This window comes from Streptomyces sp. P9-A4 (genome assembly GCF_036634195.1).
Classification (GTDB): domain Bacteria; phylum Actinomycetota; class Actinomycetes; order Streptomycetales; family Streptomycetaceae; genus Streptomyces.
In genome coordinates this window covers 3,133,788-3,146,805 of the sequence record NZ_JAZIFY010000001.1, presented here as the reverse complement: position 1 = coordinate 3,146,805, position 13,018 = coordinate 3,133,788, and the positions used below count along the sequence as shown (strand labels likewise).

Sequence of the window (13,018 nt, the reverse complement as noted above, 5' to 3'; positions counted from 1 at the left end):
CTTTGGGCACAACGCACCGACGCACGACCTCAGTTCATCGCGAAGACCGAGGAGCCGCCCGTGTCCGTCGTCACCGCCGCATCCGGGAGCGAACCGGTCGCACCGCACAAGACCCTGATCGACGGCGTGGTGCGCGAGGTGTCACTGCCCCCGCTCGTCCCCCTGATCCGCCGCGGCTCCCTCGCCGACCTGCCGTACGACAACGCCCGCCAGGACCCGGAGGCGGTCCTCTTCTCCCGCAAGGGCCCGCAGGGGGAGTGGTACGACGTCACCGCCGCCCGCTTCGCCGCCGAGGTGCACTCCGTCGCCAAGGGCCTGATCGCCCACGGCCTCCGGCCCGGCGACCGGCTCGCCCTCATGGCCCGCACCACCTACGAGTGGACCCTGATCGACTTCGCCGCCTGGGCCGCCGGACTCGTCACCGTCCCCGTGTACCCCACGTCCTCCGCCTTCCAGACCCGCTGGATCCTCCAGGACTCCGGCGCCGCCGCCTGTGTCGTCGAGGACGCCGCCCAGGCCCGGATGATCTCCGCCGAACGCCTGCGGCTGCCCGGCCTCACCCACCTCTGGGTCCTCGACACCGGCGCCGTCGACCAGCTCCGCAGGGCCGGCGCCCGGGTCGCCGACGAGGCCGTCTCCGCCCGCCGAGGCCTCCTCACCCCGGAGACCCTCGCCACCCTCGTCTACACCTCCGGCACCACCGGCCGCCCCAAGGGCTGCGCCCTCACCCACGCCAACTTCTTCGCCGAGGTCGACAACGCCGTCCGGCTGCTGCACCCCGTCTTCGTCTCGGAGAGCAAGGAACCCGCCGCCACCCTGCTGTTCCTGCCGCTCTCCCACGTCTTCGGCCGGATGGTGGCGGTCGGCTGCGTCCGGGCCAGGGTCCGCGTCGGGCACGCCCCCTCGGTCGAGGGCGAGGGACTCCTCACCGACCTCGCCGCCTTCCGCCCCACCTTCCTCCTCGCCATCCCGTACGTCCTGGAGAAGGTCTTCAACAAGGCCCGCGCCACCGCCGAGAGCGGCGGCAAGGGCGCCGCCTTCGACCGCGCCGCCCGGGTCGCCCGCCGGTACGGGCGGACGGCCGCGCCCTCGCTCCCGCTGCGGGCCGCGCGGGCGCTGTACGACCCGCTGGTCTACCGGCGCATCCGGGCCGCGCTCGGCGGCCGGGTCAGATACGTGATCTGCGGCGGCTCCCCGCTCGGCGCCCGGCTCGCCGAGTTCTTCGCGGGCGCGGGCGTCGAGGTCTTCGAGGGGTACGGACTGACGGAGACCACGGCCGCCTCGACGGTCACCCCGCCGCGCCGGCCGCGCACCGGGACCGTCGGCTGGCCGCTGCCGGGCACGGCCGTCCGGATCGCGGGCGACGGCGAGGTCTGGCTCAAGGGCGGCCATGTCTTCGCCGGTTACTGGGACGCCGCGCGCGGCGCCGCCGTGCCGTACACCGACGACGGCTGGTTCCCCACCGGCGATCTGGGCGACCTGGACGCCGACGGCTATCTGCGGATCACCGGCCGCAAGAAGGACATCCTCATCACCTCGGCCGGCAAGAACGTCGCCCCGGGGCCCCTGGAGGACTGGCTGCGCGCCCACCCGCTGGTCGCCCAGTGCGTGGTCGTCGGCGACGACCGCCCGTACGTCACGGCCCTGATCACCCTCGACCACGAGGGCCTGACGCACTGGCGCCGGATGCGGCACAAGGACCATCTGGCGCTCTGGGAGCTGACCCGGGACGAGGAACTGCTCGACGCGGTCCAGCGGGCGGTGGACGACGCCAACCGGCTGGTCTCGCGGGCCGAGTCGATACGGGCCTTCCGGCTCCTGACCGTCGAACTCTCGGAGGCGTCCGGGCACCTGACGCCGTCCCTCAAGCTCCGGCGGCGGGCGGTGCTGCGGGACTTCGCGCGGGAGATCGAGGAGATGTACGGGCAGGGGGAGGAACCGTAGGCCGTATGTCCCGGCCCACGCGCCCCACCCGCCTCGCGCGTCTCACACCGTGATGGGCACCTCGTGGATCTCGTCCGCCGCGTGGCCCGTGCGGGCGTGGACCCGCTGGACGGCCTCGGCGGACGGGCCGTGCGACAGGCAGTAGACGGTTCCCGAATCGGGGTCCGCCCAGGCCCGCTCGAAGTGGACTCCCTCGTCCTTCTCGACGGCGAGGTCGGCCTGGTGGGCCTCGTCCAGCTGCTCGGCCGTGATCCCCTTCATGCCCCGGTGGACGTCCATGTACGTACCCATGGCTCACACCTCCACTTCCATGGTGCGCCCTCAGGGCCAGAGCAGCTCGCGCAGCCAGCCGGTGGGGGCCGAGGGGTCGCGGCGGTAGCGGAGGCGCAGGTGGCGGCGGCGGGCGTCGCCCTGGAAGAACTCGACCTCGGCCGGTTCGACCACATACAGGGTCCAGGTGGCGGAGGGGGTGTCCGGTTCCGCTTCGGCCCGGTGCCAGGCCGCCTCGCTCGCCTTGGCGAGGGTCTCGGGGGAGTCGAGGACCTCGCTCTGCCGGCCCACCAGGGCCGAGGCGAGGGCGCCGGTGGTGCGGGCGTGGAGGTCGGCGTACGCCTCCGCCGGGGTGCCGGTGGTGACATGGCCCCTGACCCGGACCTGGCGGCCCTGGACCGGCCAGTAGAAGCCGAGCGCGGCCTCGGGGCGGGCGGCGAGCTGGCGGCCCTTGGCGCTGGTGGCGTGGGAGGCGAAGTGCCAGCCGCGGGCGTCCGCGTCGTGCAGCATCACCGTACGGACGTCGGGGCGGCCGGTCTCGTCGGCGGTGGCCAGCGAGAGGGTGTGCGGTTCGCTCTGGCCGGCCGCCACCGCCGCCGTGAACCAGTCGTGGAAGAGCGGCAGCGGCTCGGGCGGGGCGCTCGCCGGGTCGAAGGACGGCAGCTCGGTGTCCCAGACCTTCAGGGAGTGCAGGGCGTGGTGGAAGTCGGTCATGCGGTCACGGTAGGGCGTGCGGGGGTGGTGGCGGCGGTGGCGGTGGGGCGCGCGGCGCCGGGGCCGGTGGCGGTCGCGGTCGCGGTGGGGCAGGCGGGGACGGTGTAGTCCTCGATCGGGACCGCGTTCGCCGCCGACTGGATGCCGTCGCGGATCTTCTTCGCGATGAGGTTCTTCCACGGGGTCCTCGGCAGCGTCCGCACCATGAGCATGCGCAGCGCGATCTTCCACCTGGAGCCGACGGTCATCTCCTTGACGAAGCCCTCCGCCATCTTCTGGTTCTGCTCCACGCCGGGCCGCATGCGCCGCTCGTAGCGGTCGAAGGCCGTGGTGTGGTCGCCGCCCGCCCGCGCCAGTTCCCCGGCGAGGACGTAGGCGCCGATGAGGGCGAGACCGGTGCCCTGACCGGAGGCGGGGGAGGAGCAGTGGGCGGCGTCGCCGAGCAGGACCACGCGCCCCTTCGACCAGCTGTCCATCTCGACCAGGGACATCGAGTCGAGGTAGAAGTCCTCGGCCTCGGCCGCGTGTCCGAGGAGGCGGGGGATCTCCCAGCCGTCGCCGGTGAACCTGTCGGTGAGCGCGCGCTTCTGGGCGGCGACGTCCCGGTGGTGGTGGGCGAGTTCCTCGGGCGAGGAGAAGATGAAGAGGTTCTTGGCGTCGCTCTCGCCGGCCGAGCTGTAGACGCAGACCAGCTTGCCGGGCAGCGCGTGGTAGGTCTCCCAGCGGTCCAGCCCGAGGTGGTTGGGGGCGGTGAAGATGGAGATGTACGCGCCGAGGTGGCGCTTGAACCGCTCCTCCGGGCCGAAGACGAGCTTCCGGGTGTGCGAGTGGAGTCCGTCGGCGCCGACGACCAGGTCGAAGCGGCGGACGGTACCGCTCTCGAAGGTGACGGTGACACCGTCCGTGTCTCCGGGGGCGTCCACGATCTCGGCGATCGAGTCGTCGAAGAGGTACTCGACGTCCTCGCGGGTCCGGTCGTAGAGGATGGAGGCGAGTTCGCCGCGCATGATCTCGTCGTCCTCCTCGACGCGCCCGCCGAAGATCTCGGCGGGCAGCTCGCCGATGGTGCGGCCGGCGCCGTCGACGTACGAACCTCCGCGCATGTCGGTGGAGTTGGCGCGGATCTCGTCGAGGACGCCCATCCGGCGGCAGACCTCGATCGCGGTGCCGCGGATGTCCACCTTGTAGCCGCCGGTGCGGAGTCCGGGGGCGCGCTCGACGACGGTGGGGGCGAAGCCGTAGCGGTGCAGCCAGAGGGCGAGGGCGGGGCCGGCGATCGAGGCGCCGGAGATCAGGACGGTCTTGGCGGTGCTGTTCGTGGTGTTCATGGCAGGACTCCTTGTCGGGTGTCTGCGGGCCGTTCCCCCTGCCCGCAGACATGACTATACGGATGTCCTACACGGCTGTCTATGACGCTTGTATAGATGTTCGGTCAGGAGCGGCCGAGCACCACCGTCCCCGAGGAGCAGAACCAGCCGCCCGTCCCCGAGGCCACCGCCAGCTCCGGCAGCGAGCCGTCCGCCCGCCGCACCTGCCGCCCCTCCGCCTCGCCGCGCAACTGCCGTACCGCCTCCACCAGGAGGAACAGGCCCCGCATCCCCGGATGGCAGGCGGACAGGCCGCCGCCGTCCGTGTTCACCGGCAGCCCGCCGCCGCCCACCGTCAGACGCCCCTTCTCGACGAACGGCCCGCCCTCGCCCTTCGCGCAGAAGCCCAGGTCCTCCAGGGTCACCAGGGTCATGTAGGTGAAGGCGTCGTAGATCTCGGCGAGGTCGATGTCGGCGGGCCGCACACCCGCCCGCTCGAAGGCCAGCCGGCCGCTGACCGCCGCCGGCGAGACCGTGAAGTCCTCCCACTCCGACATCGTGGTGTGCGAGGCGTGCTCTCCCGTGCCGAGCACCCAGACCGGGGCGGTACGGCAGTCCTGGACGTACTCCTCGGCGACGAGCAGCACCGCGCAGCCGCCGTCGCTGCGGATGCAGCAGTGCAGCTTGGTGAAGGGGTCCGCGATCATCGGGCCGTCGAGCACCTCGTCGACGGTGATCGGGTCCCGGAACATCGCCTCGGGGTTGAGCGCGGCGTTCGCCCGCGCCTGGACGGCGACCTCGGCGAGCTGCTCCAGGGTGGTCCCGTACTGGTGCATATGGCGGCGGGCGGCCATCGCGTACTTGGAGATCAGGGTGTGCCCGTACGGGGCCTCGAACTGGAGCGGTCCGCGCGAGCCGAAGGAGAGGTTCGAGGTGCGGCGCCTGGCGCGGATGTCGGCGCGCGCGGTGGAGCCGTACACCAGGAGCACCGCGTTCGCGTGGCCCGCGGCGATCGCGTCGGCGGCGTGCGCGGCCATGACCTCCCAGGTGGCGCCGCCGACGGCGGTCGAGTCCACCCAGCGGGGCCGGAGCCCCAGGTACTCGGCGACCTCGACCGGCGCCAGGGTGCCGAGGCCGGCCGAGGCCAGGCCGTCGATCAGCGAGCGGTCGAGGCCGCTGTCCGCGAGGGCGCGCCGGGCGGCCTGGGCGTGCAGGGCGTAGGGGGTGGCCTCGTCGACCCGGCCGCCGTCGGAGAGGGAGACGCCGACGACGGCGACGCGGCGGGAGCTGCGTATGGTGGTGGGCATGAATCTGACGGTACATCAGATTCCTTCGATCGGAACCGGCGCATCTCTGGCAACCAGCCCCGCTCACCCCTAGCATGACGCACCGTCAGATACGGAGGGAGCCACATGGACGCCGCCGACAGCGCAGCGCTCGCCGCCGGAACCGCCTCGCTCGCCGCCCCGCTCACCGACGAGCAGGAGGAGATCCGCCGCACCCTGCGGGACCTGCTCGCCGAACGGGCCGGGCCGTACGAGAACCGCGCGGCCACCGCCACCCCCCAGGGGTACGACCCCGAGCTGTGGGCCCGGATGTCCGGGACCCTCGGCCTCGCCGGGCTCGCCCTCCCCGAGGAGTACGGCGGCGTCGGCTGCGGACCCGCCGAACTCGCCCTCGCCTGCGAGGAGACCGGCCGGGCCCTCGCCCCCTCCCCGCTCCTCGCCACCAGCGTCCTCGCCGCCCCGCTGCTCACCGCCCTCGGCACCCCCGCCCAGCGCGCCGAACTCCTCCCGCGCCTCGCCGACGGGGGCCTCACCTGCGCTCTCGCCGTCCCCGGCAACGCCCTCGCCCTCGCCCTCGGCCTGACCGGCGACAACACCGCCGACGACTGGTCCGGCGGCGGCCGGGCGGGCGGCGTCCAGGCCCGTGCCGCCGACGGCGGCTGGCGGCTCTACGGCGAGGCCGCCCAGGTCGTCGACGGACACAGTGCCGGACTGCTGCTCGTCGCCGCCCACACCGGCGGCTTCGCCCGCAGCCGCACCCTGCTCTTCCTCGTACGGGCGGAGGAGGAGGCGACCCCCGGACTCGTCCGCACCCGGCAGCCCACCCTGGACCTCACCAGGACCCAGGCCACCGTCCAGTTCCGGGACGCCGAGGCCGAACTCCTCGGCGAGGAACCGGCCGACGTGCTCGGCGCCCTCGCCACCACCGGCCGGGCCGCCGCCGTGATGATCGCCGCCGAGGCCGTCGGCGCCGCCCGCGAGGCCCTCGACCGGACCGTCGCCCACGTCGGCTCCCGCGAACAGTTCGGCCGGCCCGTCGGCTCCTTCCAGGCGGTCAAGCACCGCCTCGCCGACCTGTACGTCCAGGTCGAGGCCGCCCGCTCGCTCACCTACTGCGCGGCGCGCGAGCCCGGCCCCGGGCCCGAGAGCGGACCCCTCGCCCTCGCCCACGCCCTGGAAGCACTGCGCGCCACCGCCGGGGAGTCCATCCAGCTGCACGGCGGCATCGGCTTCACCTGGGAGCACGAGGCCCACCTCTACTTCAAACGGGCCGCCTCCGACGAACTGCTCTTCGGCCCCGTGCGACGGCTCCGCGCCCGAGCGGCGGAACGGACCGGACTCTTCGGAGAGGTGGCGGCGTAGATGCCCGTCGGACGCAAGCTCATACAGAAGATGTCCTCGACCCGGACCTTCGCCCGGATCGGCCCGCACGTCGTGCCCGCCATGGACAAGGCCGTGCACCGGCTGACCCGGGGGAAGGTGCTGCTCAGCGCGCGGATGCTGCCCGCGGTCGTGCTCACCGCGCGGGGCGCGAAGAGCGGGCAGCCGCGGGTGACCCCGCTGGCCTGCATGCCCGAGCCCGACGGCGGCTGGCTGCTCGTCGGCTCCAACTTCGGCCGCCCCGGCCACCCGGCGTGGACGGCGAACCTGCTCGCCCACCCGGACGTCGAGGTCAACTGGCGGGGCGCGGACGTGCCCGTACGGGCGGAGCTGCTGACGGGGGAGGCGCGGGCGGAGGCCTGGCGGGCGGCGCTGGAGTTCTGGCCGCCGTACGCCACCTACCAGGCGCGCGTGGAGCGCGAGATCAGACTCTTCCGGCTGACGCGGCGCGAGGGCGGGGCGGCGGCGGGCGGGGTCTGAGGGGGCGGCTCGGGGATTCAGGGGGGGCGACCCAAGGCCTACGCCGTCGGGTCGGCCCCCTCCGTCGTGTCCGGATCCGTGTCCGGATCCGTGCCCGTGTCCGGATCCGTGTCCGGATCGGTGGCAGGTTCCGTGGCTGGTTCCACCGCCGCCCGTTCCACCGCCGCCGGTTCCGTCGTCAGGATCGCGCGGGCCTGTTCCGCCGCCCGGATCGTGCTCTCGGTGACGAAGTCGAGGAAGCGGGCGATGTTCTCCATGCGGGCGCCCGCCGGGGTCGTGGCGCCGAGGACGACGACGCCCTCCCGCGCGGTCTCGACGATCTGGGCGGTGGCCCGGGCGCTGGCCAGCATCGACTGGTACCAGATGTCGTTGTCGACGGTGTAGCGCTCGCGGCGGCGCTCGTCGCGCTCCCGGCGGACCATGCTCTGGGTCTCCAGGAACGCGATCGACTTGGAGACCGACGCCGGGCTGACCTGGAGGTTCCGGACGAGGTCGGCCGCGGTGAGGCTGCCCGAGTCGGTCAGGCAGAGGGAGGCCATCACCCGGGCCGCCATCGGGGGCATGCCCGACTGCAGCATGACGTTCGTGAAGAGGTCCTCGTACGCGCGCACGGACCCGGCGTCCCGCCCGTGGGGCTGCTCCGGCGCGGGCGCCGCCGCCTTCGGCGCGGCCTGCTTGCTCCGGTGGGCGCGGTTCTCGGTGGCGCGGTGGGCCTGGTCGGCGCGGTAGCCGGTGGGGCCGCCGTTGCGCATGACCTCGCGGGTGATCGTCGAGGTGGGACGGTCGAGCCTCCGGGCGATCTCCGCGTAGGCGAGGCCGTCGGTCAGCCCCAGTGCGATCTGCCGCCGTTCCTGCTGGGTGAGTCTGCCGCCCGGCATCGTGGCCTCCTTTGTGGTCCGTGGCGGCCCAGCATAGCGTTCACCTTCAGTTCATTGCAACGAATGGTCGATCTGTCGTTGCGTTAGGTTCAGAGCCGTTGCAATGAATTAGGCCATGCCACCTGCAATTACGGGGTTCTTGCGCATCAAGGGTGTTGCTCGACTTGGAAACGCAACGTAGCTTTTCCCTCATCGGAAACAACGGATCCAAGGAGAGTCACCATGCAGAAGTTCGCCACCGCCGCCCCCGTCACCGCCGTCCTCGACATCCCCGCCGGCCGCATCCGCCTCATCGCCGCCGACCGGGCCGACACCACCGTCGAGGTCCTGCCCGCCGACGCCGGCAAGAGCCGCGACGTGAAGGCGGCCGAGCAGATCCAGGTCGTCTACGGCGACGGCGTCCTGCGGATCGAGGCCCCGGCCCCCAAGAACCGCGTCCTCGGCACCCCCGGTTCCGTCGAGGTGACGGTCCAGCTGCCCGCCGACTCCCGCGTCGAGGCGAAGACGGCCAGCGTCGAACTCCGGGCCGTCGGACGCCTCGGCGACATCGACTTCGAGAGCGCGCAGGCCACGATCAAGATCGACGAGGCCGCGAGCACCCGCCTCACCGTCCAGGCCGGCGACATCGAGGCCGGACGTCTCAACGGCCCCGCGGAGATCACCACCCAGAAGGGCGACATCCGTATCACCGAGGCCGTGCGCGGCGAGGTCACCCTGCGCACCGCCCACGGCGACATCTCGGTCGGCGCCGCCCGCGGGGTCTCCGCCTCGCTGGACGCCGGCACCAGCTACGGCCGGATCCACAACTCGCTCCGGAACAGCGAGGGCGCCACCGCCGCCCTGACCATCCACGCCACCACCGCCTACGGCGACATCACCGCCCGCAGCCTGTGACCCGACCCGACCCGCCCCGTCAGAAGGAGCACCTCTCATGAGCAACCTGGCCATCGCGGCGAACGGGCTGCGCAAGTCCTACGGCGACAAGGTCGTGCTCGACGGCATCGACCTGGCCGTACCGGAAGGCACGGTCTTCGCCCTGCTCGGCCCGAACGGCGCCGGCAAGACCACCGCGGTCAAGATCCTCTCCACCCTCGTCTCCGCCGACGGCGGCGAGCTGCGCGTCGGCGGCCACGACCTCGCCGCCGACCCGCAGGCGGTCCGCGCCTCGATCGGCGTCACCGGGCAGTTCTCCGCCGTCGACGGTCTGATCACCGGCGAGGAGAACATGCTCCTGATGGCGGACCTGCACCACCTGTCCAGGCGGGAGGGGCGGCGGGTCGCCGCCGAACTCCTGGAGCGCTTCGACCTGGTGGAGGCCGCGAAGAAGCCCGCCGCCGGCTACTCCGGCGGCATGAAGCGCCGCCTCGACATCGCGATGACGCTGGTCGGCGACCCGCGGATCATCTTCCTCGACGAGCCGACCACCGGCCTCGACCCGCGCAGCCGCCACACCATGTGGGGGATCATCCGCGAGCTCGTCACCGGCGGCGTCACCGTCTTCCTCACCACCCAGTACCTGGAGGAGGCCGACCAGCTCGCCGACCGCATCGCGGTGCTCCACGACGGCGGGATCGCCGCGGAGGGCACCGCCGAGGAACTGAAGCGGATCGTCCCCGGCGGCCACGTCCGGCTCCGCTTCACCGACCCGGCCGCCTACCGCTCCGCGCTCCTCGCGCTGGGCGAGGGCACCGGGGACGACGAGGCGCTGTCCCTCCAGGTCCCCAGCGGCGGCAGCCAGCGCGAACTGCGCTCCGTCCTCGACCGGCTGGACTCGGCCGGCATCGAGGCGGACGAGCTGACCGTGCACACCCCCGACCTGGACGACGTGTTCTTCGCCCTGACCGGCGCCGACGTGCCGGGCCAGTACAACCCGACCAAGGAGAACGTCCGATGAGCTCCCTCGCCCTCGCCGTCCGCGACTCGTCCACGATGCTGCGCCGCAACCTCCTGCACGCCCGGCGCTACCCGTCGCTGACCCTGAACCTGCTGCTCACCCCGGTCATGCTGCTGCTGCTCTTCGTCTACATCTTCGGCGACGTGATGAGCGCGGGCATCGCGGGCGGCGGCGCCGACCGCTCCGACTACATCGCCTACGTGGTCCCCGGCATCCTGCTGATGACCATCGGCAGCACCGTCATCGGCGCGGCGGTCTCCGTCTCCACCGACATGTCCGAGGGCATCATCGCCCGCTTCCGCACGATGGCGATCCACCGCGCTTCGGTCCTCATCGGTCATGTCGTCGGCAGCGTCCTGCAGTCGATCGCCAGCGTGGTCCTGGTCGGCGCCGTCGCCGTCGCCATCGGCTTCCGGTCCACGGACGCCACGGTCCTGGAGTGGCTGGCCGCGTTCGGTCTGCTGGCGCTCTTCTCCCTGGCGCTCACCTGGATCGCGGTCGGGATGGGCATGGCGAGCCCGAACGCCGAGGCGGCCAGCAACAGCGCGATGCCGCTGATCCTGCTGCCGCTCATCTCCAGCGCGTTCACCCCGATCGACGCGATGCCGGGCTGGTTCCAGCCGATCGCCGAGTACCAGCCGTTCACCCCGGCCATCGAGACCCTGCGCGGTCTGCTGCTCGGCACCGAGATCGGCCACAACGGCTGGCTCGCGGTCGGCTGGTCGATCGCCCTGGCCGCGCTCGGCTACCGCTGGTCGACGGCTTCCTTCAAGCGCGACCCGCAGTAACCGGCATGGGTGCGGGACCTCCCGCGACGCGTACCGCCCGAGGGCGGCGTACTCCGACAAGGGTCGGGGAACGCCGCCCCTTCGGCGTTCGGGGGCCGTCGCGCGACTCTGTATGCGTACGCCCCCGCATGCGTACGACCCCGAGTGCGTACGCCCCTGCGCACGTACGCCTCCGCACACGTACGCCCCCGGACACGGCGACGCCGACGGCGGTCCGTGGGGGCGGGCCGCCGTCGGCGTCGACGACAGGACGGGTGAAGGAGTGGGGCGGGGCTATCTGGTCGGCTTCCTGCCGGTGATGCCGAGGTGCACCAACAGCGCCAGGTTCGGCTTGAGTTCGGCCTGCTTCACGCCCCAGGTCGTGAAGCCCTTCTGGTGGCCGGCGACCGAGGCCAGCATCGCCACCAGGGAGCCCGCCATGGCGGCCGGACTGACCTCCTTGTCGACCTTGCCCTTGGCCTGGAGCTCCTTCACCGCGTCCGTGAGGGAGTTGGTGACCGAGTTCAGGATCTTCATGCGGATCTTGTAGAACCGCTTGTCGCCCTCGGCGGCGCCGAGGTCCACGACCCGGAGGATCGCGTCGTGCTTGCGCCAGAAGTCCAGGAAGCCTTCGACGAGTTCCTCGGAGGTCTGCCATCCGGCCTTGCCGACCCAGGAGCGGCCGGCGACCAGCTCGGTCAACCCGGCGCCCTCCTTGGCCATTTCCTCCGCGATCTCGAGAACCGCGCCCTCGACGTCCGGGAAGTACTGATAGAACGTCGCGGGTGAAGTACCCGCCTTCCGGGCCACATCGATGACCTTGACGTCCCGGTAGGGCGAGGAGCTGAGCATCTCACCGAGGCAGTCGAGCAGCTTCTGCCGCGTCGCCTGGCCGCGTCGTCCGGCCACGCGGCCGTCGACGGTGCGTACTTGTCCTGTCATGCCGTCAGCTTACCGAGGGGGTGTCGGCGCGCGATTCGGCCGACTGCAAATGGGGTGCACCCCCCTGCCAACCGTGTTCTACGAGGTCGGCACGCGTGTCTCGATGGGCTGGGTGACGGCGGGGAGGGGCGGGATCGCGCCAGTCCGGGCGGGCGGTGGAGGCGGCCTCGGGAGCCCCGTACCCGAATAGGCTTATGAACAGCCTGTGGACAACTTCGGTGGACAACCCAAGCGTCCCAAGGGTTGTGCCCTGATAAATCGCCTATGTGTTCGCATGTCGGGGTGTGCGGGCCGGCCTCGGCGGACCTAGCGTGAATCCATGGCCGTACGCATTGAGGGCACCCCCTGCTGGGTGGACGCACAGCTCCCCGACCTGGAAGCGGGCAAGCGCTTCTACGGCGAGCTCTTCGGCTGGACCTTCGACCCCGCCCGCGACGAGGCCCTGCTCCGGGGCCGCCGGGTCGCAGGCCTCCTCCCCAAGCGCGACGGCCGCATGCCCACCACCTGGACGGTCTACCTCGCCACCGGGAACGCGGGCACCCTCGCCAGCCGGATCAGGGCCGCCGGCGGCCAGATGGTCATGGATCCCTACCCCGTCGGCCCCTTCGGCGTCCTGGCGCTCGCCGCCGACCCCGGCGGCGCCGTCTTCGGGATCCGGCAGCAGGGCGACGAGAACGGCTTCGGGACCACGAACGAACCGGGCGCCTTCTGCTGGATGGAGGTGTACACCCGCCGCCCCGACGCCGTCGACACCTTCTACGCCACCGTCTTCGGCTACCTCGGCCGCCAGGTCGACCCCGACGAGGAGGGCAGGGACGCCGGCTTCGACTACCGGGTCTGGTCGCCCCCCGGCTCACGGCCCGGCGACGACAGCGCCTTCGGCGGGCGGGCCGTGATCACCGACGACTTCCCCGCCGAGATGCCCGGCCACGTCCTCGTCTACTTCGCCGTCGACGACTGCGACGAGGCCTGCGCGACCACCACCCGCCTCGGCGGCCGGGTCGCCACCCCGCCCTACGACACCCCCCACGGCCGCATCGCCGTCCTCCACGACAACCAGGGCGCCCGCTTCGCGGTCCTCGCGGAACCCTCCGACGCCGGCTGACGGAGCCCGCCCCCACCGCCTGACGGCACCGTTCGTACCCCCCGTCTGATA

General features: G+C 72.5%; 13 protein-coding genes. 7 read left to right on the top strand and 6 right to left on the bottom strand.

Features of this window, described 5'->3' with window-relative positions:
* Positions 1-60: 60 nt before the first annotated feature.
* Complete coding sequence (locus V4Y03_RS14025) at positions 61-1,944, top strand: AMP-dependent synthetase/ligase (RefSeq protein WP_332435145.1); 1,884 nt, start codon at positions 61-63, stop codon at positions 1,942-1,944.
* Between the two features lie 42 nt (positions 1,945-1,986).
* Here V4Y03_RS14025 and V4Y03_RS14020 read toward each other — a convergent pair whose 3' ends face one another.
* From V4Y03_RS14020 to V4Y03_RS14005, 4 genes are all read right to left on the bottom strand, one after another.
* A complete protein-coding gene (locus V4Y03_RS14020; RefSeq protein WP_317878278.1) occupies positions 1,987-2,235 on the bottom strand; it encodes an SCO4226 family nickel-binding protein in 249 nt (82 codons plus the stop codon).
* A 30-nt stretch (positions 2,236-2,265) separates the two neighbouring features.
* Complete coding sequence (locus V4Y03_RS14015) at positions 2,266-2,928, bottom strand: pyridoxine/pyridoxamine 5'-phosphate oxidase (protein ID WP_317878277.1); 663 nt, start codon at positions 2,926-2,928, stop codon at positions 2,266-2,268.
* Positions 2,925-4,256 carry an FAD-dependent monooxygenase gene (locus V4Y03_RS14010; RefSeq protein ID WP_332435144.1) on the bottom strand — a complete coding sequence of 444 codons (1,332 nt, stop codon included), beginning with the start codon at positions 4,254-4,256 and terminating at the stop codon, positions 2,925-2,927. Before V4Y03_RS14010 ends, V4Y03_RS14015 begins: the two co-directional genes overlap by 4 nt.
* 104 nt (positions 4,257-4,360) lie before the next feature.
* A complete protein-coding gene (locus V4Y03_RS14005; protein WP_332435143.1) occupies positions 4,361-5,542 on the bottom strand; it encodes a thiolase C-terminal domain-containing protein in 1,182 nt (393 codons plus the stop codon).
* A 105-nt stretch (positions 5,543-5,647) separates the two neighbouring features.
* Here V4Y03_RS14005 and V4Y03_RS14000 point away from each other — a divergent pair, with 105 nt between their 5' ends.
* Together V4Y03_RS14000 and V4Y03_RS13995 are read left to right on the top strand one after the other, a co-directional pair.
* A complete protein-coding gene (locus V4Y03_RS14000) occupies positions 5,648-6,883 on the top strand; it encodes an acyl-CoA dehydrogenase family protein (protein ID WP_332435142.1) in 1,236 nt (411 codons plus the stop codon).
* Positions 6,884-7,381, top strand: a complete 498-nt coding sequence (locus V4Y03_RS13995) for a nitroreductase family deazaflavin-dependent oxidoreductase (protein WP_317877482.1) — start codon at positions 6,884-6,886, stop codon at positions 7,379-7,381.
* A gap of 38 nt (positions 7,382-7,419) precedes the next feature.
* On the opposite strand, the gene V4Y03_RS13990 is transcribed toward V4Y03_RS13995, so the two are convergent.
* Positions 7,420-8,259: a helix-turn-helix domain-containing protein gene (locus V4Y03_RS13990; RefSeq protein ID WP_443079784.1), complete on the bottom strand. Its 840-nt coding sequence runs from the start codon at positions 8,257-8,259 to the stop codon at positions 7,420-7,422.
* A 222-nt stretch (positions 8,260-8,481) separates the two neighbouring features.
* On the opposite strand from V4Y03_RS13990, the gene V4Y03_RS13985 reads away from it, so the two are divergent.
* The 3 genes from V4Y03_RS13985 to V4Y03_RS13975 are packed head-to-tail and all read left to right on the top strand — an operon-like array spanning position 8,482 to position 10,941.
* On the top strand, positions 8,482-9,153 hold the full coding sequence (locus tag V4Y03_RS13985) for a DUF4097 family beta strand repeat-containing protein (protein ID WP_332435141.1): 672 nt from the start codon (positions 8,482-8,484) through the stop codon (positions 9,151-9,153).
* Positions 9,154-9,190: 37 nt separating this feature from the next.
* On the top strand, positions 9,191-10,153 hold the full coding sequence (locus tag V4Y03_RS13980; RefSeq protein WP_317877479.1) for an ATP-binding cassette domain-containing protein: 963 nt from the start codon (positions 9,191-9,193) through the stop codon (positions 10,151-10,153).
* Positions 10,150-10,941, top strand: coding sequence for an ABC transporter permease (locus V4Y03_RS13975; RefSeq protein ID WP_317877478.1), 792 nt, complete (start codon positions 10,150-10,152; stop codon positions 10,939-10,941). The genes V4Y03_RS13980 and V4Y03_RS13975 overlap by 4 nt, the downstream gene beginning before the upstream one ends.
* Positions 10,942-11,214: 273 nt before the next feature.
* Here the strand turns inward: V4Y03_RS13975 and V4Y03_RS13970 are convergent, their stop codons facing one another.
* Positions 11,215-11,862, bottom strand: coding sequence for a TetR family transcriptional regulator (locus V4Y03_RS13970; protein WP_332435140.1), 648 nt, complete (start codon positions 11,860-11,862; stop codon positions 11,215-11,217).
* Positions 11,863-12,181: 319 nt separating this feature from the next.
* Here V4Y03_RS13970 and V4Y03_RS13965 point away from each other — a divergent pair, with 319 nt between their 5' ends.
* Positions 12,182-12,967 carry a VOC family protein gene (locus tag V4Y03_RS13965; RefSeq protein ID WP_332435139.1) on the top strand — a complete coding sequence of 262 codons (786 nt, stop codon included), beginning with the start codon at positions 12,182-12,184 and terminating at the stop codon, positions 12,965-12,967.
* The last annotated feature ends 51 nt before the right edge of the window (positions 12,968-13,018 follow it).